Below are 20,137 nucleotides of genomic sequence, written 5' to 3' on the forward strand. Positions count from 1 at the left end.
CGCGTCGGGTACGGAGCCAAACAGAACAAGCGTACTGCTATTCGATGCACGCACAACCCCGGCTGCGGCCCCCCAAGCGCTACTGACCGGTAACTTTCTTGCTGCTCGGGCGCAGGCGGAGGGAAGGTCGAGAGCCGCGTGTCGAGCCCTAGGATCCAGCCGTTAGACTGCCGACGAGGTCATGAGTGCCAGCGCGAAGCCCCGGCTTGCTGGTCGGCAACCCTCCGGCCAGGGTGGGGTGCTCCGGGTGAGGACACGGTCGTCGGCGCACCGCAGACGACAAGCCGGCTCTTGGGAGGTTCGAAATGCTGATGGACTGTCGATACCGGCTCTCGTCCCAGTGCCCCGACATGGCAAGCAGGACACATTGACCATCACCACTGGCCTCGAGGCGGTCGCATCTTGACAACAGGTACCAACCGTCGACGGATCGAGCTTCCCGCAGAAGACGGAAAGCTCGACACCATCGACATCGGCAGCATCACCCTCGAAAGCGGTGACATCCTTCCCGATGTCACCGTCGCTCTGCAGCGGTGGGGCGCGCTGTCACCCACCCGCGACAACGTCGTGCTCGTCGAGCACGCGCTGACCGGGGACTCACACATCACCGGACCGGCCGGACCGGATCACCCGTCGCCAGGCTGGTGGTCCGGCATGGTCGGCCCCGGCGCGCCGATCGACACCGACCGGTGGTGCGTGGTGGCCACGAACGTCCTCGGCGGATGCCAGGGCACCACCGGCCCGGGCAGCACCGCGCCCGACGGCAAACCGTGGGGCTCCCGTTTCCCGCGGATCACCATCCGCGATCAGATCACCGCGGAAGCTGCCCTTCTCGACGCCCTCGGCATCGAGACATTGGCCGCGGTGACGGGTGGATCGATGGGCGGCATGCGTTCGCTCGAATGGGTCGTCTCCCACCCGAGCCGGGTGCGGGCGGCACTGGTCCTCGCGGTCGGCTCCCGCGCAACCGCCGATCAGATCGGTGTCCAGAGCACCCAGATCGCTGCCATCATGGCGGATCCGGACTGGCAGGGCGGCGACTACTACGAGACCGGCCGCCGACCCGAGGCCGGGCTGGGTATCGCGCGGCGCATGGCCCATCTCTCGTATCGCAGCGAGGAAGAACTCGACTCGCGGTTCGCCAACCTCCCTCAAGACGACGAGGATCCGTGGCGTGACGGACGCTACGCCGTGCAGAGCTACCTCGACCACCAGGCAGCGAAGCTCGTCAAACGGTTCGACCCCGGGACCTACGTGGTACTGAGCGACGCGATGAACCGGCACGACGTAGGCCGCGGTCGCGGTGGCGTCGAGGCCGCATTGGCGAGCACGCAGGTACCGACGATCGTCGCGGGCGTCGATTCGGATCGTCTCTACCCGATTCGATTGCAGCAGGAGATCGCAGACGGTCTCCCTCATTGCGCCGGGCTGCGCGTGCTCGAATCACGCGACGGACACGACGGCTTCCTCACCGAGGCCGACGCGGTCGCGAAGCTGCTCGTCGAGTTGATGGAGCTGGCGAGCGCGTAACAGCGCTCGCCGGCCTGTTCCCCCTACCCTGTGCCCAGGGGGTCGATCGAGACAGCCAGTCCGACGATCGCCCCACCCATGGCGAGCATCGCTGCCACGTCGAAGCGTTTGCTTCGCACCGCGAGCACTCCCACCTGATCGGAGTCGAGAGCCCAGCGGAGAATCCCCGCGAGGATCATCGCACCACCGAACACGAAAGCGCCTCGGCGCCAGCGATCGGCCAGCACGAGGACCACCGCTGCGGCGATCACCAGGGTGACCGCCAGCAGCGGCAGGTTCAGTCGTGTGAGTCGCACCGAACTGTCCATCTGCTGGTTGCTCAGAGACCGGCGTCGTGCTCGGCGCGTTCGACGACGTTCGTCAGCAGAAACGCGCGGGTGAGGGGTCCGACACCACCGGGATTGGGCGAGAGGAACCCGGCAACGTCGCGGACGTCGGCGGCGACGTCGCCGCGCAGGCCGTCGGCTGTGCGCGAGACACCCACGTCGAGCACTGCTGCACCGGGCTTGACCATGTCGGCGGTGATCAGACCGGGCACACCCGCTGCGGCAACGACGATGTCGGCGCGCTTCACCTCGGCGGCGAGGTCCTTGGTGCCGGTGTGGCACAGCGTCACTGTCGCGTTCTCGCTGCGACGGGTCAGCAGGAGCCCGATCGGGCGGCCCACGGTCACGCCGCGGCCGATGACCACCACATGGGCGCCGTTGATCGGCACCTCGTAGCGGCGCAGCAGGTGGACGATGCCCCGCGGGGTGCACGGCAACGCCGCCTCCTTGCCGAGCACCAGACGTCCGAGGTTGACCGGATGCAGTCCATCCGCATCCTTGGCAGGGTCGATCCGCTCGAGGGCGGCGTTCTCGTCGAGGTGCCCGGGCAGCGGAAGCTGCACAATGTACCCCGTGCATGCGGGGTCGGCGTTGAGTTCGTCGATCGCCGCTTCGAGCTGTTCTTGGGTGATGTCGGCGGGCAGATCCTTGCGGATCGAGGTGATGCCCACCTTGGCGCAGTCGTTGTGCTTGCCGCGCACGTACGCCGCCGATCCGGGGTCGTCGCCCACCAGGATCGTGCCGAGGCCGGGCGTGATGCCCTTGTCCTTCAGCGCTGCGACGCGGACCACCAGGTCCTCGAAGATCTCGTCGCGGGTTGCTTTGCCGTCCAGGATGGTCGCAGTCACGTCACTCATTCTTCCAGGTATCCACTCGCTCGCGGCGGGCGGTGCCACATCGTTCCGGACGGGGAACAACCGCGAGAGTCCACCTGATTGCCGTCGGGGGCTCCGGCGCGGTACAGATCTTCGAACGCCGACGCGAGACGGCGTTCGTAGTCCTCGGGGTCCGGCATCGACGAAACACTCACCAGGAACGTCAGATTCAGAGTATTTCCGAGCGATGTCACCGAATGGACGAGGGCGGAGGTCCGGCTGAGCATCGGTGTCCCCAGCGCTTCCACCACCGGGCTGCCGCCGAAACGGAGGCCCCCGACCCGGCCGCGGGGCACATTGGTCACCGCGGTGTTCGCCAGAGCGACGACGTCGCCGCTCGACTCGATCTTCCGGTTGCGGGCACGCCGAATCGACACCTTCAGGTCCACTGCGGGCGAAGCATCGACGGGTGCGGTGGTTGCCGCCGTCTCCGGACGCGCGACACGCTGCTTCTCCAAGTTCGACGATTCCCGGACGAGGCGGAGTCGCTCGAGCGGGTCCGCATGGTCGGTGTGCAGGTCGACGTACATGAGCGTGACCTCGTTCGCCGCACGGGTCTTCCCTCCCTCGACGCCGGACCTGCGCCGGGTCGACCGGGGGACGATCGCCGCGAGCGACGCCGGCGGGATTTCTCCGTGCTGCTCGAGATACGAGTGCAGACCGCCCGAGACCACGGACAGGATCACATCGTTGACGGATGTTCCGGTGGAGCGAGCGACGGCCCGGACGTCGCGCAGATCCATGCGGACCCGGCCGAACTGCCGCGACCCGCTGCCACCGGTATCGAAACGCGTTCGTGGACGGCACGGCGCCGGTGGGGTGATCGTTCCCGCTGCGGTCAGCGTGGTCAGCGCCTTCCGCGCGCGGAGCGCAGCGAGCACAGCAGGTACCATCCGCATGAACCGGAACGGCAGTGCCGATACCGCCCGGACCACACCGGGAACCGAGGAGAGCGCCTCGGTGCCTGCCGGCTTCGCGTCCGGATCGTCGAACAACGCGCGGGCGATCTCGGCTGCTCCCAGTCCGTCGGTGAGCGAATGGTGTATTCGCAACGCGACGATGGTCGACGCCGCAGGCAGCTCGTCGACCCCGCTGACATCGGTCAGGACATGCACCTCCCAGGGTGGCCTTGTCAGGTCGAGGGGCGCCTCCTTCATCGACGCCAGGCGCCTGTGCAGTTCGGTGCGGGAGGTGTGGCCGACCATCGTGAAACGAATGTGGTGCTCGGGGTCGACGTCCGCCTCGACCCAGTACGGGTAGTCGAGATCGGCGGGAACTCGATGCAGGCGGCGACGAAGCGCCGGCGTCCGTTCCAGCCGATCGAGGAACCAGGTCACCGCCTCGGCGTTGGTGCCGATCGGATTCGCGTCCTGTTCCGTGTCGCACACATAGAAACTCAGCATTACCGCAGGTGGGTCTTCTGGGTTCGCCTCCTCGACGAACACGTGGAGGGCGTCGCGCGGAGCCAGACGGACCCCGTATGTGCGTGTCATCGCGATGGTTCGCCTCCGCGGTCTCGCTGTGCGTCTGCCCGTCCGATTGAAACAGCTCTCGGCCGAGGCCGCATCCCCCCGCGTGTGTCCGGTCTCGAACCGGCTGGCAAGCTGGAACGAGTGTTCCGAGTGATGTTCCATGAGCCCTGTATCCCCCCGAATACGGGTAATGCGATCAGGATGGTCGCCGCGACCGGCGACGAGCTGCACCTCGTGGAGCCCCTCGGATTCGATCTGTCCGAGCCGAAGCTGCGGCGGGCCGGGCTCGACTACCACGATCTGGCGTCGGTGACGGTGCATGCCGATCTGCAGGCGGCGTGGGAAGCACTGAAACCGGAGCGTGTCTTCGCGTTCACGGCGCACGCCACGACCAGCTACGCCGACATCGAGTACCGCTCGGGCGACGTCCTGTTGTTCGGTCCCGAACCGACCGGGCTGTCCGGCGAGGTGCTCGCCGATCCGCATGTCACCACACAGGTCCGCATTCCGATGTTGCCCGGACGCCGCTCGCTGAACCTGTCGAACGCCGCCGCGGTGGTGGCCTACGAGGCGTGGCGCCAGCACGGGTTCGACGGCGCAGTCTGACCGGTCTGTTTCAGCTGCTGACCACCGGCAGAATCGCCCGATCCATGACATCGGCCAGTTCGTCCCAGGGAACGGTGATGTCCACGAGTCCGATGGCGTGCGGGCCCACTTGATAATCGCCGAACCGGATCTGCATACCCTCGGGCGTCGGGAGCCAGTCGGCGAAGTTGTTCTCCTCGGGTGCGATGCCCTCGCGGACGTAGTCCGGACCGGCCGCGGTCTCCGGAAGGAGCAGCGCCGACTGCTCGGACAATCGGTCGAGTCCGGCCTGCAGGTCCGGGAACAGGTCCTGCAGCGTGACGGGGGTGGCGTTGTCGGTGTCGACAACAACGGTGGACACGAGTGCTGTGGGGTGCGCGCCGGGTGGATTCATGTTGTAGGACGTGATCAACAGTCCGGCGACGACATGCTCACCGATCCGGGTCACCTCCTGTGTGCCCGTGGCGAGCGTGTAGCGCTCGGTCCCGCGGCCGTCGATCAGGTCCTGCAACGCGGCCTGCATGGACTCGTTGAACTCGTCGACGACCGCGGGGTCCCCGCCACCGATCTGGGGGATCTCGACGGCATAGTCGACGCGATCGGTCGATCCGGACACGAGAAGGGTCTCTGCACGATACGGCTGCTGATCGGCTTCGGTGGCCGTTGTGGTGCCGATCGAGGTCGAGGTGTTCTCCGTGATCTGCGGAGATGCCGTCGAGGATCCCGCCACTGCAGTACCGCTCTCGGCGGTGCATGCCGTCAGCACCAGAACGACTACAGCGCAGGCACCGGCAAGGAGCGGGAGGCGGCGATCACGCATGTCGAACGCACTGCTCACACCGGACCTGCACTGACGCTCAGGCACCACTCTCGACGGGGCGGCCCGACTGCTGCCAGCCGTCGGTGCCACCGGCAACGGAGACGGCGTTGATGCCGCGACCGGACAGATAGTCGGCGGCCTGCAGGCTGCGTCCTCCCACCGCACAGATGATGTACACGGTCTCGGCCGCGGGGATCTCCTCGACCCGTGCCACGAACTCGCTGAGCGGTATGTGCGTCACGCCAGGAACCCGCACCTGGATGTACTCGTCGAGTTCGCGCACGTCGATGACGGGCGCACCCTCGGCGAGTGCGGTTTCCAGTGCAGCCAGATCGACTTCACGCATCGTTGTCGGTCCTCTCGTCGGGGGCCTCGCCGGGATTTCCGGCGGAAGACCGTCCCGATCGGGCGATCCACCGGACCACCAGGTAGATGATTCCGGCGCACACGATCAGGAACGCCAACCACGGTAGCGCGATACCCGCTGCGACCACCGCGGCCCCCAGGGTCGCCCACAGGCCGTTCCACCCCTCGACGATGCCGTCCCAGAAACTGTCACTGTCCGACGGGCGCTGCTGTGTGCTGATGTCGACGGTGAGAGTCGACAGGTCGACCATGTCGGCCAGCTGCCGACGCTGGGCTTCGAGGCTGTCGAGGTCGGCCTGCCGCTCGGCAAGGGCGTTCTCCGCTTCGATGATGTCGGCTGTGTTGTCGGCCGACTCGATGAGAGTACGCAGCCGGTCGACCGAGGCGCGGAGCGCGCCGACGCGCGCCTCGAGGTCGGTGTACTGCAGGGTGACGTCGTCGCGGCTCGTGGTCAGGCTCGTGACGCGTCCGAGCTGCCGCACGTCGTCGATCACGGCGTCGAGCCCGTCCACAGGGACACGGACGGTGAGCACACTGCTCGACTCGGGTCGTTCGGTGATCGAATCGATACGGCCGTCAGAGTCTTCCACGATGGTGACCACCTCGCGACCGGCTGCGACGGGATCGTCCGCGGTGAGCATGATACGTCCGGTCATGACCTCCTTCCGGTCCGGCTCTGCCTCGTCTGCGGGCGACGAGGAACGGGCGCCGTCGGTGAGCGCCGGCGCAGATTCCGACATTGCAGGCCCCGAATCCATCGCAGGTCCCGAATCCCTCATCGGCCCCGAGCCACCGTCACCTCCCTCACCGCACGCAGCGGCGACGAGCGCGACCAGCGCGAGGAGCGCAACCATCAGCAGGCGTCTCATGGGGCGCGATGCTATCGAAAGTCGCGGGATTTCACCGGTGTCCGTAGATCCATCTGCTGCAGTCGGTCGGCCAGCACCGTCACGACACCGTCCGCGTTCTGGACTCGTCCGCGCACCAACAGCGCGGGGGCAGTGTGTGCGAGGGTCCGGTATCTCGCCCACAACCCCACCGAGCACACCACATTCACCATGCCGGTCTCGTCCTCGAGGTTGAGAAAGGTGACACCGGCTGCGGTCGCCGGACGCTGCCGATGGGTGACAGCACCGCCGACGAGCACCCGAGTCCCGTCCGGGATCTGCAGCAAGCGCGACGCGGGGATCACCCCCAGCGTGTCGAGCCGGTCGCGCAGAAACTGCGTCGGATAGCTGTCCGGTGAGACTCCGGTGGCCCACACGTCGGCGGCGGCGAGCTCGACATCGCTCATGCCGGGCAGGGTGGGGGCCGGGGCGGACGCACCGATGCCCGGCAGCCGGCCCGCGCGTTGCGTCGATGCCGGACCGGCCGCCCACAGCGCTTCTCGCCTGGTGACGCCGAAACTCGACAATGCACCGGCCGTCGCGAGGGCTTCGGTCGCAGCCGTGGAGAGTTCGATGCGGGCGGTCAGGTCGAGCAGGGAGAGGTACCGGCCGTGTGCCTGTCGTTCCTCGATGATGCGTGCGGCAAGATCGTCGCCGATGTGTCGCACCTCCCCCAGCCCGAGGCGCACTTCCTGGCCTCGATTCTCGACGGTGGCGTGGGCAAGGCTCGCGTTGACGTCCGGTCCGTGCACCACGACACCGTGTCGCCGGGCGTCGGCTACCAACGATTGCGGCGAGTAGAAACCCATCGGCTGAGCTCGGAGCAGACCCGCACAGAATGCCGCGGGGTGATGCAGTTTGAACCAGGACGAATAGAACACCAGCGAGGCGAAACTCTGCGAATGGCTTTCGGGAAATCCGAAATTCGCGAAGGCGTACAGCTTTTCGTAGATGCGATCGGCGACCTCCCCTGTCAGTCCGTGCAGCTCTCGCATGCCCTGATAGAACCGCGCGCGCAGACGTTCCATCTTCTCCGGGGATCTCTTCGACCCCATCGCGCGACGCAGCTGGTCGGCTTCCGCAGCGGTGAAACCGGCGACATCGACGGCCATCTGCATCAATTGTTCTTGGAACAGCGGGATCCCGAGAGTGCGTTCGAGCGTTTTCTCGAGGCACGGATGGTCGTAGACGACGGGTTCGAGGCCGTTGCGCCGCCGGATGTACGGGTGCACGGATCCGCCCTGGATGGGTCCGGGGCGGATCAGCGCCACCTCGATGACGAGATCGTAGAAGTGCCGCGGTTTCAGCCGTGGCAGTGTCGCCATCTGCGCGCGCGACTCCACCTGGAACACGCCGACGGAATCCGCGCGGCGCAGCATCTCGTAGACGGCGTCCTCCGACAGATCGAGCTGCGCGAGATCGACGGGGATGCCTTCGTGTTCGGCGACGAGGTCGATCATGTAGTGCAGCGCAGAGAGCATGCCGAGGCCGAGCAGATCGAATTTGACCAGTCCGGCGGCGGCGCAGTCGTCCTTGTCCCATTGCAGGACGGTGCGACCGGCCATCCGTGCCCATTCGACGGGGACGACATCGGCGACGGGACGGTCGCAGATCACCATCCCGCCCGAGTGGATCCCGAGGTGTCGCGGCAGACCCTCGATCTGGGCTGCGAGCCGAAGCACCGGATCGGGGATATCGGTCGCGGTCGCGGTCTCGGATCCGGGGCCCACTCCGCCCCAGCGGCTGACCTGCTTGCTCCACGCGTCCTGCTGGCCCTGCGCATAGCCGAGCGCCCGCGCCATGTCGCGCACCGCGGACTTGCCACGGTAGGTGATGACGTTGGCCACCTGCGCGGCATGGGTGCGCCCGTATTTCTCGTAGACGTGCTGGATGGCCTCTTCACGGCGGTCGGATTCGATGTCGAGATCGATATCCGGTGGGCCGTCACGTTCCGGCGACAGGAACCTTTCGAACAACAGACCGTTGCGGACGGGATCGACGTTGGTGATGCCGATCGCATAGCACACGGCAGAATTCGCCGCAGAACCTCTTCCCTGACAAAGGATGTCGTTGCTCTTACAGAACTGCACGATGTCGTGGACGACGAGGAAGTATCCCGGAAAACCCAGTTGCTCGATGATGGCGAGTTCGTGTTCGATCTGCCGGTAGGCGTCCCGGTAGCGTTCCGGGGGTCCGTATCGGCGCAGGGCTCCGCCGTAGGTGAGTTCGCGAAGCCATGACTGCTCTGTGTGTCCGTCGGGTACATCGAACGGCGGCAGTTTCGGTGCGATGAGGCTCAGGTCGAAGGCGCATTCGCGGCCGAGGTCAGCGGCGGCCTGCACAACACCGGGAAACGCCCCGAACAGACGTGCCATCTCCGCGCCCGATCGCAGGTGGCCGCCGCCGACCGGGGGCAGTCTGCCCGCAGCGGCGTCGAGGCTCTGCCGGTCGGAGATCGCCGCCATGGCCATCGCGAGCCGTCGCCTGCCCGGAACGGAGAAGTGCGCAGCGGTACTCGCCACGCACGAAAGTCCGTATCGTCCGGCAAGTTCCGCGAGGACGGTGTTGCGTTCATGGTCGTCGGGCAGGCCATGCCAGGCGAGTTCGACGGTGACGCGCTCGGTTCCGAAGCGGTCGACGAGTTCGCGCAGCGCACGGTCGGCGCCATCGGGGCCGTCCGCGTCGAGGGCCTGCCGTACATGCCCCCTGCGGCATCCGGTGAGGATCTGCCAATGTCCGCAGGCAGCGTCGGTGAGTGCGTCGTAGTCGTAGCGGGGCTTGTTCTTCTCCCCGCCCGCCAGGTGCGCGGCGGCGATCTGTCGCGACAGGCGCCTGTACCCTTCGCTGCCCCGCGCGAGGACCAGCAGGTGCGCGTCGTCGAGACCGAGTTCGGCTCCGAACACGGTGCGCATGCCGAGTTCCCGCGCGGCCTCCGCAAACCGCACGACGCCGTAGAGGCCGTCGTGGTCGGTGAGCGCGAGGGCATCGAGGCCGAGACGAACAGCCTCTTCGACGAGTTCTTCGGGCGTAGAGGCGCCGTCGAGGAAGCTGTACGCCGAGTGCGAGTGCAGCTCGGCGTACGGCACGACGGGGCCGCGCGGCAGCTGCACCTTCCCCTCGTAGCCGGGGCGAGTACGGGACCAGGCAGGGGCGTCGTTGCCGTCGCCCGGATGCATCGGAGCGGAGCGGCCGGACAGGACACGTTCCATCTCCGACCAGGTCGGCGGACCGTTGTTCCACCCCATCTTCACCTCCCGCGACACCGACATTCCTATCGTACACATGTTCGAATAGTAGGGAGCGAGCCAAATTGATGCCAAAATGAGCCATAAACCATTGCTCTGGTGCCAAGCGTGTGCCACACTGGCATCATGGATTTGAACTCGTACGTGAACAATCTCGGACGCGAATTCGCCACCCTCGCCGAAGCCGGCGGCGACGAATCCCGGGCACTGGTCGAGCGCCTGACAGGATCTCTCGAATCGGCAATCCGGATGACCATCCTCGAAGCACTGTCCGCCGCCGCCGACGAGATCACCCTCGACCTGGCTCCCGGCTCGGTGGAACTACGACTCCGCGGCCGCGATCCGCAATTCGTCGTCACCGCACCTCCCGCCGAACAGGTAACCGTGGCCGACGAGACCTCGGCACCGGCGAGCAGTGCGCCGATCCCCGAAGACGGGCCGACCGCGCGGATCAATGTACGTCTCCCCGAGCAACTCAAGACCGCAGTCGAAGAGGCCGCGGCCGAGGAAGGCCGCTCGGTCAACGCCTGGCTGGTCCGCGCTGCATCGTCCGCACTACAGCAACCGACCCGCGACCAGCACAACGACATCCGGAGCAGACCGACCAAGCAACGATTCACCGGTTGGGTTCGCTGACCGCACCACTACCACCACACCGCATCTCCGGCCTGCGGAGATGCTTCACCCACCTATGACCAGGGGACAACTATGCCCATTTTCGAGACACCGGAACCGATCTCCGTCACGGTCGAACTCAGCGTCGGCAACGTACGGATCACTGCGAGCGACCGCACCGACACCGTCGTCGATGTCCGCCCGAGCAACGAATCAGATGAGTCGGACGTGCAGGCCGCGCAACGAATCCGCATCGACCTCGAGCACGGCGCGCTCCGGATCACGGGGCCGAAGGCGCGCCTCTTCGACTTCTCCAACAAGACCCGATCAGTCGAGATCTCCATCGACCTACCCAGCGATTCACGGCTGTCCGGTGAGGTGCAAGTGGGAAACCTCAGTGGCACAGGTCGGCTCGGGGAGTGCCGATTCACGACCTCCGCAGGGAATGCCCGGCTCGAGCAGACCGGCCCGCTGCGCGCCGACACCTCGGCCGGTCACATCACCGCCGACCGTGTCGCGGGGAACGCCGAGATCCGTACCGGCACAGGAGAAATCCGCGTCGGTGAGATCGACGGCTCCGCAATCGTGAAGAACAACAACGGAGACACCGTGATCGGCGAGGTCACCGGCGACGTCCGGGTGCGCTCGGCGAACGGAGACATTTCGATCGACCGGGCCACCGCACATGTCGAGGCGAAGACGTCCAACGGCAGCATCCGCCTCGGCGAGATCGTCCACGGCTCGGTCGAACTCGGCACCGCAATGGGTGACCTGGAGATCGGTATTGCCGAGGGCACCGCTGCATGGCTGGACGTGAACACCGGATTCGGGCAGGTACACAACCTGCTCGACGACGCCACCGCACCCGAACCCTCCGACGCGACCGTCGAGGTTCACGCTCACACCTCGTTCGGAAGCATCACGGCCCGCCGTTCCTGATCCAGCTCACACATCGAGGGAGTACCCATGACCACCACACATTCCGTACCCGCAATCGAGGTGACCGGGCTACGCAAGTCGTTCGGAGACCACGTCGTACTGGACGGCATCGACCTCACCGTGCCGCAGGGAACAGTGTTCTCCCTGCTCGGCGCCAACGGTGCAGGCAAAACCACCACGGTCCAGATCCTGTCCACCCTGATCAACGCCGACGCCGGGTACGTCAGCATCACGGGCCACGACGTCGCCCACGAACCCGACGCGGTCCGAGCCGCGATCGGCGTCACCGGTCAATTCTCAGCGGTCGACAACCTGATGACCGGACGGGAGAACCTGCAGTTGATGGCAAACCTGCAGCACCTCTCTCGCAGCACCGGGCGACAAGTCGTGGCCCAGCTGCTCGAACAGTTCGACCTGATCGACGCGGCCGGCAAGCCGGCATCGACCTATTCGGGCGGGATGCGGAGGCGACTCGACCTCGCGATGACCCTGGTCGGCAGTCCGCAAGTGATCTTCCTCGACGAACCGACCACCGGCCTGGACCCGCGCAGTCGCCGGAGCATGTGGAAGATCGTCCGCAACCTCGTGTCCACCGGGGTCACCGTCTTCCTGACCACTCAGTATCTCGAAGAAGCGGACGAACTGTCCGATCGGATCGCGGTCCTCGACAACGGCAGGCTGGTCGCAGAAGGCACCCCCGACGAGCTCAAACGCCGCATTCCCGGTAGCCACGTCCGCCTGCGATTCGCCGACCCGAGCAACCTCGACAAGGCCGAACGCATCCTCGACCAGGCCTCCCATGAGCAGGACGCGCTCGCCCTGCGGGTGCCCGGGGACGGCAGCATGCGCTCCCTCAAAACCCTGATCGACCGTCTCGACGACGAATCCATCGACGTCGAGGAACTGTCCGTACACACACCCGATCTCGACGACGTCTTCCTCGCATTCACCGGCGGCACCCTCGACGACAGTGCCCTCAACGACAAGGTGACCCACTGATGAGTACTCCAACACTTACCGGGAAGACCCCCGCCGATCTCTCGTTCCATCCCTTGCGTGACTCGGCAACGATGCTGCGTCGCAACCTCAGGCACATGCAACGATATCCTTCGATGACCGTAACGCTCATCGGGATGCCGATCGTGTTCCTGCTGCTGTTCGTCTACGTGTTCGGCGGCACACTCGGTGCTGGGATAGACGGAACATCCAGTGGCCGAGCCGAATACGTCAACTATGTCACGCCCGCAATCATCCTGATGACCATCGCCGCCGCGGTCCAAGGAACCGCAATTTCTGTCGCGATGGACATGACCGAAGGCATCATCGCCCGGTTCCGCACCATGCACATCGCCCGCGTCTCGGTGCTGACCGGACATGTGCTCGGCAGCCTCGTCCAGACCATGCTCAGTATCGCGGCCGTCCTCGGTGTCGCGCTGCTCATCGGCTTCCGGCCCACGGCCGGACCGGGCGAATGGCTCACCACGGCCGGCTTCCTGATCGTGGTGGCGTTCGCGCTCATCTGGCTCTCGGTCGCGCTCGGGCTGGCGAGCAAGAGCGTCGAGGCCTCGAGCAATGTCGGGATGCCGCTGATCCTACTGCCCTTCCTCGGCAGCGGGTTCGTCCCCACCGACTCCATGCCCGCGGGGCTGCGGTGGTTCGCCGAGTACCAGCCGTTCACCTCGATCATCGAAACCTTGCGCGGTCTGCTGATGGGCACCCCGATCGGAAACCACGGGTGGATCGCGCTCGGCTGGTGCGCGCTGATCGCCCTCGGCGGGTACTTGTGGTCGAAGAAGTTGTTCAACCGTGAATACACACGCTGATCGAATCGCGCTCTGGTCTTTCCTCCAGTTCCAAGGGTTTCTGCACGTTCACGACCAACGGAAACCCGTGGGGCAGGAGGAAGGTTCAGTTGACTCTCAGTACCCGGCGCTCGGCTCGACCCGAGCGAGCAGCTCCTCCCCCGCAATGAACCTGCGCACGTTCTCACGCAGCGTCGGCGCGAACGCCGCGGTCAGACCGCTTCGAGTGTTCGCAATGTGCGGGGTGATCACGACGTTGTCGAGATCCCACAGCGGGTGTCCATCGGGCAGGGGCTCGGGTTCGGTCACGTCGAGGACCGCCCCTGCGATCTTCTCCGCGCGCATCGCGTCGACGAGTGCATCCGTGTCGACCAGGTTGCCGCGCGCAACGTTGACGAGCCATGCAGTGTCAGGCATCGCCTCGAGCACAGCGGCGTCGACGAGCCGATCGGTGTCCTCGGTTGCCGGAGCCGCAATCACGAAGTGATCGGCCATGGACCACACTTCCGCGGTGCGACTCGACGGCAGTGTCACCTTCGCTCCGTCGACCGGCCGACCCGAACGGTTGACCGCCACCACTTCCACACCGAGAGCGTGCAACCGCGGGATCATGGCGCGGCCGATCCCACCGGCTCCCACGATTGCCACGGTCGACCCGTGGAGCGTCCGGACCCGCGGATCGATCTCGTCTTTCCGCCAGCTCGTCGCTCCGAGTGACGTGTGGAACTGGCGCAACCCTACGAGCAGCCCCCCGACGGCGTATTCGGCGACGTTGTCGGCGTACACGCCCGAGGCATTCGCCCAGATGCGCCGGTCGTCGATCAGCCCGGCCCGGAAGAACGGCTCGATGCCTGCGTAGGTGAGCTGCACCCAACGGATGTGATCGGGCAAATTCTTCGGGAAATCGTCGGGACCACCGTCCCACACCAGTGCGTCGGCGTCGTCGAACTCGGCGAGCGCGGCACCGCCGTCGACGATCGCGGTCGCAAGGTGATCATCGTGACCGGGTCCCAGGTGAATGCGCATGGATAGAACCCTATCCCCGCGCGGCGCCGTCATCGAGACAAGGACGCACCGGAGGTGTTCCGGACGTCCTATTTGTCGCTCACACCCAGACTCCGGCTCAGTGCGAGCACTGCGTCGCGGCGGCCCAAGGCGCCGAACGGTGAGCCGCCGGTCGGGTTGTCGGCACCGCAGATCCACGTGGGTCCATCGGACAGGTGCTCGAGCGCTTCCTCCGCGACGTCGTGGGGGTCTGCCAGATCGCGGCGCGCTTCACCCGCAGCGCCGAGCGCTCGATGCATCGACGGGGTGTCGGTCGCGCCGAGTACGAGTCCCAGAACATCGACCCCGCTACCGCGCCACTCGGCCCACAGACTTTCCGCAAGGATGAGATCGAACGCCTTCGTTGCACCGTAGGTCGCGAGGGTGGGGCCCCCGACCCATGCGGCACCTGAGGTCACGAGGACGACGGCCCCCCGACCCCGCGCCACCATCGGGCCGCCGAACCTGTAGGTCGTTTCGAGCACACTCGTGCAATTGCGATGGACCAGCGACAGGTGGGTATCGAGATCCTTGTCGAGGAACGCGCTACTGCGATCGTCACTTCCTGCGTTGTAGACGAACAGCCCGATTCCGAGATCGGCTGTCGCGGTTTCGAGCCGTGCCGGAGCGTCGGAAGTGCTCATGTCGAGCGCGACCGTGCGCACCTCGACACCGTGCCGCGCTCGGATTTCGGTGGCACACTCCTCCAACACGGTTGTTCGTCGTGCCACCAGCACAACGTTCATGCCCCGGCCTGCCATGCCGTGAGCGAACGCGGCACCGATCCCGTCGGAACCGCCGACGACGATGCCCCAGTGCCCGTACTTGCCTGCCAAGTCTGTCGTCATCGTTCAGTCGCTTTCGGTGGACGGGGTGAGCATCTCCCGGTGTTCGGCGGTGCCGTCGAGATTGGCGTTGATCCGTTCCTCGATCCGCCAACCTTTCGGCGTACGCACCCAACGCCAACTGTTCGCAGAGACTCGCGCCACCCAGAATCGGTCGGCGTCGGCATCCCAGCGGATGTTGAGCGCGTAGCTACGGCCGGTGGCGTGGTCACCGTCGACCACGATGTGCGGCACGGTCAGGACATGACCGCATCCGTCTCGGAGCAGGCTCTGGTGGCCGTCGCCGTGAACCATGCCGACGATCTCCTCGTGCCCGCGCATCCGCCGCTGCGGAACGGCGTCGAAGATACCGTCGTCGGTCCAGAGTGCAGCCGCCGCCTCCCCTGACCCGCTGTCGACCGCGGGTCCGTACTGGGCGACCAGCTGCATGATCTCGACCTGGTCACTGAGCGCGCGAACCTCGGCGGCCAGCGCGGCGACCATCTCGCGCAGTTCCTCGACATCGCTCATCGACAGTCCTTTGCGTCGAAATGTAGGCCCGATGCGCAGATGCGACACGCCAGAGATCGGACGAGGAGTTCGCCCGATCCGGATACTGAATCGTCGACGACCCGGGTTTCGGCCCTTCCATCTCGCAACCCAGCAGCACGCATCATCTTCTCCCTCCGAAGGATTCGGTCCTGCCATGCACGGTAGCGACTCCGCCTCAATTACAGAAGAGCTTCTCCTGTAATTGAGGCGGAGTCGGACGAGGACCGAGGGTTCTCCCCCAGTCGAAGATCAGGCTCCGGACCTGATGTGCTCCCGCTCTCGGACGACCACGATCGAGCACGTGAAACTACTGGTGCGGATCGTGTCGGCCCTGTTCGCCCTCGGCGTGGCGCTGATTCTCGGCGCGGCGGGTGCCGGGCTCTTCTTCTGGAACACAGCCTCGATCGACACGACAGGACAGGTGGCATTCGACCGGCCGCTGCATGTTCCTCCACTCGCCGACAGCACGGTGGCCGATGACGGCACCCGCGTGTTCGACCTGACCCTGCAGCGCGGTACCAGCGACCTCGGGCACGGCCCCGACACGGAGACCTGGGGTGTGAACGGCAACTACCTCGGCCCGACACTGCGCGCCACGCGCGGTGAGAACATCCGCGTGAACGTGACGAACGAGATCGGCGAGACGAGCACCCTGCACTGGCACGGAATGCACCTTCCCGCCGCAATGGACGGAGGTCCTCACCAGAGAATCGAACCCGGTGCCACGTGGTCGCCGCACTGGGCGATCGACCAACCTGCTGCGACGCTCTGGTACCACCCGCACCTGCACGGCTCCACGGCAGCGCACGTGTACCGCGGTCTGGCAGGCATGTTCCTCGTCGACGAGCAGGGCGGCCCCGCACTCCCGGACGAGTACGGGGTCGATGACCTTCCGGTCATCGTGCAGGACAAGAAGTTCGACGGCACCCGGCTCGACGAGGACAACACGATGTTCGCCAACGTCGGAACCCTGGGCGACGAAATCCTCGTCAATGGCACGCCCGGCGCTTTCCTGGACGTGACGACCGAACGCATCCGGCTGCGGCTGCTCAACGCATCGAACGCGCGGATCTACAACTTCTCGTTCGACACCGGTCTGCCGTTCCGTCTGATCGGCACCGATGGCGGACTATTGGAGGCACCGGTGACACTCCGCAGTCTTCAACTCTCCCCCGGCGAACGAGCCGAGATCGTCGTCGAGGCGCCCGCCGGAACCCGGAACGTGCTCCGCAGTACCCCACCCGATCTACGCGCCGATCTCTGGCAGACCCGATTCTCGGGCGGAGACGACAGCGTCGACGTTCTCGAACTGCGCGCCGCCGACACTCTCGAACCGAACGAACTGGTCCCGGCACGACTGGCGACGCTGGACGATCTCGGCGAACCGACCGTCACGCGCACCTTCGACCTCACCAGCGCAACCGAGATCAACGACCTCCCGATGGACATGAACCGCATCGACGAGGTCGTCGTTGCCGGCACCACCGAATTGTGGGAGGTGACCAACATCAGCGGGATGGTCCACAACTTCCACATCCACGACGTGCAGTTCCAGGTCGTCGAGGCGACCGGGATGCCTGCCGACCATCCGACGCTGACCGGCAGGAAGGACACCGTCTACGTCCCGCCCGGCGCCACTGTGCGACTGCTCATGCGGTTCGGCGACCACGCCGACCCCGACGTTCCGTACATGTACCACTGCCATCTGCTCCGGCACGAGGACGACGGCATGATGGGCCAGTTCGTGGTCGTCGGCGCCGAGGAAGTCGATCAGGTGGGCGTCCTTCCTCTCGGCTCGGCCCACGGCAGCGCGAGGCACAGCGCAGAGGACCACAGCGGGTGATCGCGTGTGGGCCTCGTCGCACAGTGGAGGCTCCGGAATAGATCCTCGCGCGACCGCGTTGACCCATTCGGATCGGCGCGCCGGTACGCCCCGGAGCCAATGTGAATTGCCTTCGTGGAATACCGTCCGGCTGGAACCACGTTGCGCCCCGTGCCGTGAGGCACCCGACGCGCCGGTCCGCCTCTCTTCTCCGCCCCACCGACGATCACCTGCGTCCTGCTCGCGATTACAGTTGCCGTTCGGCAACACCGAGCAGACCGGGAGAACGTATGAATCGCTGGGCCGAGATCGTCGTGACAAGAAGCCGGTGGGTCCTCGCCCTCGTCCTACTCGTCGTTCTCGTTGCAGGTGCATGGGGCATCGGTGTCTTCGGCAAGCTCTCCAGCGCCGGCTACTACGTCGCCGACAGCGAAGCCATGCAGGCGCAGCAGATCATCTACGACACGTTCGGGTCGCAGACTGCCGACATCATCGCGATGTACACCGCCCCCGAGGGCAGGACCGTCGACGACATCCGGCCCGACATCGAGCAGACGCTCGCCGCGTTCGACGAGCAGTATCCGTCCGAGGCCATCACGACCTACTGGACGGCACCGCCACCGACGAATCAGCTGTTGCTCTCGACAGACCAGCAGAGCGTGGCGGCCACCATCACGCTCGGCACGAGCTCGGGTGTGACGTCGGCCGACTTCCAATCGGCCCTCGACAAACTCGAGGTGCCCGGCGTCGAGTCCCAGTTCGCGGGCAACACCGTCGTCTCCATCGAGTTCACTCACACGCTCGAGCGCGATCTCGTCAAGGCCGAGGCCATCGCGATTCCGATCACGCTCATCCTGCTCGTCCTCATCTTCGGCGGTGTCGTAGCCGCGGCTGTCCCCGTCTTCGTCGGGGTGCTGGCCATCTTCTCCTCCCTCGCGACGCTACGGCTGCTCTCGACGGTCACCGAAGTGTCGTCGTACGCCCTCAATATCACCTCACTGATCGGCCTGGGGCTGGCGATCGACTACGGATTGTTCATCGTCAGCCGATACCGCGAGGAACTCGCCTCCGGATCCGATCCTGCTGCCGCGACGAAACGAACGATGCTGACGGCGGGCCGCACCGTGATGTTCTCGGCGGCCCTGCTCATCTGCGCATTCGCGGGCATGCTCGTCTTCCCACAGGCTGTCCTCCGATCGCTCGGTCTCGGAGCGATGGCCTCGGTGTTCAGTGCCGCCGTCCTGTCGCTGACGGCGGTGCCTGCCGTGTTGGCGCTCCTCGGGCACCGCATCAACGCGTGGACCTGGGATCGCGAGGCGTCGACACGCAGCGAGGCCCGTGCACGCAAGTTCTGGGGCAGCGTCGTACACAAGGTGATGAAGCGACCCGCCCTCATCGCAATCGCCATCACCGCGGGCCTGCTGTTCCTCGCCACCCCGGTCCTGAAAGCTCAGTTCGGCGAGGTCGAGTACACCGCGTTGCCCGAGGACAGCGCCGCACGCGCGGCGACCCAGACGCTTCTCGACGAGTTCCCGAGCACGGGCAACGGCCCGACACTCGTCCTGCGCGACGACGGCGGACAGGCCGTCGACGCCGATGCCCTCCGCACCGTGTCGCGTGAGGTCGCAGGCATCGAGGGGATTTCGCAGGTCGTCACCGTCGGGCAGCAGGACGACGTCGCCGTGGTGCAGGCCATCTACGCACAGGGCGTGGACGGTACCGACAGGGCCAGTGAGATCACCGACGAGTTGCGGTCGATCCCCGTCCCGGACGGCTCGGAACTGCTCGTCGGCGGCAGCCGGGCGTTGGTCGACGACGCCAATACCGCGGTCTCCGACGCACTGCCGTGGATGGTCCTGATCATGGTGGTCTCGACCCTGATCCTGCTGTTCCTCGCGTTCGGATCGGTGGTACTGCCGATCAAGGCCGTGCTGATGGCAGGTCTGAGTCTCGCCGCGACCTTCGGCGTGCTCACGTGGGTGTTCCAGCTCGGGCACGGCGCATCGCTGATCAATGTGGTGCCCAACGAGTTGGAGCCGACATTCGTCGTGCTGATCCTTGCTGTGGTGTTCGGGCTGTCCACCGACTACGAGGTCTTCCTGATGTCGCGCATGGTCGAAGCGCGTGCAGCAGGGGCAACGACTGTCGAGGCCGTCGAGTACGGCATCTCACGCACCGGACGTGTGGTCACGTCCGCGGCCCTGCTGCTGATCGTGGTGACCGGAGCATTCACCATCTCGGGATTGTCGATCATGCGATTCCTCGGTGTCGGCATGATCATTGCCCTGATCATCGATGCGACCGTCGTGCGCATGCTGCTGGTGCCGTCGCTGATCAAACTGATGGGCGAGACGAACTGGTGGGCTCCGCAGTGGATGAAGAAGGTCCACGAGAAATTCGGGCTCGGGCACTGAAAGGTTCGTCGGCCGAACT

The 20,137-nt window shown here is 66.0% G+C and carries 18 protein-coding genes and 1 riboswitch; of the genes, 8 read left to right on the forward strand and 10 right to left on the reverse strand.

The window, feature by feature from the left end:
• The first annotated feature begins 177 nt into the window (after positions 1-177).
• Positions 178-292: riboswitch (SAM riboswitch) on the forward strand.
• Positions 293-402: 110 nt separating this feature from the next.
• Positions 403-1,530, forward strand: coding sequence for a homoserine O-acetyltransferase MetX (gene metX, locus ACSYG9_RS00985; protein ID WP_454840765.1), 1,128 nt, complete (start codon positions 403-405; stop codon positions 1,528-1,530).
• Positions 1,531-1,553: 23 nt separating this feature from the next.
• Here metX and ACSYG9_RS00990 read toward each other — a convergent pair whose 3' ends face one another.
• Genes ACSYG9_RS00990 through ACSYG9_RS01000 form a run of 3 tightly spaced genes read right to left on the reverse strand, consistent with a single transcriptional unit; the run spans position 1,554 to position 4,224 of the window.
• Positions 1,554-1,838, reverse strand: coding sequence for a DUF3017 domain-containing protein (locus ACSYG9_RS00990; RefSeq protein ID WP_454840767.1), 285 nt, complete (start codon positions 1,836-1,838; stop codon positions 1,554-1,556).
• 11 nt (positions 1,839-1,849) lie between these two features.
• The gene (locus ACSYG9_RS00995) at positions 1,850-2,704 is read right to left on the reverse strand and encodes a bifunctional methylenetetrahydrofolate dehydrogenase/methenyltetrahydrofolate cyclohydrolase (RefSeq protein ID WP_454840769.1); all 855 of its coding nucleotides are present in this window, start codon (positions 2,702-2,704) and stop codon (positions 1,850-1,852) included.
• 5 nt (positions 2,705-2,709) lie between these two features.
• The gene (locus ACSYG9_RS01000; protein ID WP_454840770.1) at positions 2,710-4,224 is read right to left on the reverse strand and encodes a wax ester/triacylglycerol synthase domain-containing protein; all 1,515 of its coding nucleotides are present in this window, start codon (positions 4,222-4,224) and stop codon (positions 2,710-2,712) included.
• A 120-nt stretch (positions 4,225-4,344) separates the two neighbouring features.
• Here ACSYG9_RS01000 and ACSYG9_RS01005 point away from each other — a divergent pair, with 120 nt between their 5' ends.
• On the forward strand, positions 4,345-4,809 hold the full coding sequence (locus tag ACSYG9_RS01005; RefSeq protein WP_440125449.1) for a TrmH family RNA methyltransferase: 465 nt from the start codon (positions 4,345-4,347) through the stop codon (positions 4,807-4,809).
• A gap of 10 nt (positions 4,810-4,819) precedes the next feature.
• Here ACSYG9_RS01005 and ACSYG9_RS01010 read toward each other — a convergent pair whose 3' ends face one another.
• Genes ACSYG9_RS01010 through ACSYG9_RS01025 form a run of 4 tightly spaced genes read right to left on the reverse strand, consistent with a single transcriptional unit; the run spans position 4,820 to position 10,106 of the window.
• Positions 4,820-5,626, reverse strand: a complete 807-nt coding sequence (locus ACSYG9_RS01010; RefSeq protein ID WP_454840773.1) for an RsiV family protein — start codon at positions 5,624-5,626, stop codon at positions 4,820-4,822.
• Between the two features lie 19 nt (positions 5,627-5,645).
• Positions 5,646-5,954, reverse strand: coding sequence for a rhodanese-like domain-containing protein (locus ACSYG9_RS01015; RefSeq protein ID WP_169685656.1), 309 nt, complete (start codon positions 5,952-5,954; stop codon positions 5,646-5,648).
• Positions 5,947-6,843 carry a DUF4349 domain-containing protein gene (locus tag ACSYG9_RS01020; protein ID WP_454840775.1) on the reverse strand — a complete coding sequence of 299 codons (897 nt, stop codon included), beginning with the start codon at positions 6,841-6,843 and terminating at the stop codon, positions 5,947-5,949. The genes ACSYG9_RS01015 and ACSYG9_RS01020 overlap by 8 nt, the downstream gene beginning before the upstream one ends.
• 11 nt (positions 6,844-6,854) lie before the next feature.
• Complete coding sequence (locus ACSYG9_RS01025) at positions 6,855-10,106, reverse strand: error-prone DNA polymerase (RefSeq protein ID WP_454842829.1); 3,252 nt, start codon at positions 10,104-10,106, stop codon at positions 6,855-6,857.
• A 126-nt stretch (positions 10,107-10,232) separates the two neighbouring features.
• Here ACSYG9_RS01025 and ACSYG9_RS01030 point away from each other — a divergent pair, with 126 nt between their 5' ends.
• From ACSYG9_RS01030 to ACSYG9_RS01045, 4 genes are all read left to right on the forward strand, one after another.
• Positions 10,233-10,742 (forward strand): YlcI/YnfO family protein, encoded by a 510-nt coding sequence (locus ACSYG9_RS01030; RefSeq protein ID WP_454840777.1) that lies wholly within the window; start codon positions 10,233-10,235, stop codon positions 10,740-10,742.
• A gap of 72 nt (positions 10,743-10,814) precedes the next feature.
• On the forward strand, positions 10,815-11,660 hold the full coding sequence (locus tag ACSYG9_RS01035) for a DUF4097 family beta strand repeat-containing protein (protein WP_454840778.1): 846 nt from the start codon (positions 10,815-10,817) through the stop codon (positions 11,658-11,660).
• 27 nt (positions 11,661-11,687) lie between these two features.
• Positions 11,688-12,659 (forward strand): ATP-binding cassette domain-containing protein, encoded by a 972-nt coding sequence (locus tag ACSYG9_RS01040; RefSeq protein ID WP_440125454.1) that lies wholly within the window; start codon positions 11,688-11,690, stop codon positions 12,657-12,659.
• The gene (locus ACSYG9_RS01045; protein ID WP_454840780.1) at positions 12,659-13,483 is read left to right on the forward strand and encodes an ABC transporter permease; all 825 of its coding nucleotides are present in this window, start codon (positions 12,659-12,661) and stop codon (positions 13,481-13,483) included. The genes ACSYG9_RS01040 and ACSYG9_RS01045 overlap by 1 nt, the downstream gene beginning before the upstream one ends.
• Positions 13,484-13,579: 96 nt before the next feature.
• On the opposite strand, the gene ACSYG9_RS01050 is transcribed toward ACSYG9_RS01045, so the two are convergent.
• From ACSYG9_RS01050 to ACSYG9_RS01060, 3 genes are all read right to left on the reverse strand, one after another.
• Positions 13,580-14,488, reverse strand: coding sequence for a D-isomer specific 2-hydroxyacid dehydrogenase family protein (locus tag ACSYG9_RS01050; RefSeq protein ID WP_440125456.1), 909 nt, complete (start codon positions 14,486-14,488; stop codon positions 13,580-13,582).
• Between the two features lie 68 nt (positions 14,489-14,556).
• Entirely contained in the window at positions 14,557-15,354 is a 798-nt protein-coding gene (locus ACSYG9_RS01055; RefSeq protein WP_440125457.1) for an SDR family NAD(P)-dependent oxidoreductase, read from the reverse strand.
• A 3-nt stretch (positions 15,355-15,357) separates the two neighbouring features.
• Positions 15,358-15,861, reverse strand: coding sequence for a nuclear transport factor 2 family protein (locus ACSYG9_RS01060; RefSeq protein ID WP_440125458.1), 504 nt, complete (start codon positions 15,859-15,861; stop codon positions 15,358-15,360).
• Positions 15,862-16,147: 286 nt separating this feature from the next.
• Here ACSYG9_RS01060 and ACSYG9_RS01065 point away from each other — a divergent pair, with 286 nt between their 5' ends.
• Entirely contained in the window at positions 16,148-17,725 is a 1,578-nt protein-coding gene (locus tag ACSYG9_RS01065; RefSeq protein WP_454840784.1) for a multicopper oxidase family protein, read from the forward strand.
• Positions 17,726-17,994: 269 nt separating this feature from the next.
• On the forward strand, positions 17,995-20,118 hold the full coding sequence (locus tag ACSYG9_RS01070; protein WP_440125460.1) for an MMPL family transporter: 2,124 nt from the start codon (positions 17,995-17,997) through the stop codon (positions 20,116-20,118).
• Positions 20,119-20,137: the final 19 nt, after the last annotated feature.

Source organism: Rhodococcus sp. SJ-2 (assembly GCF_053750035.1).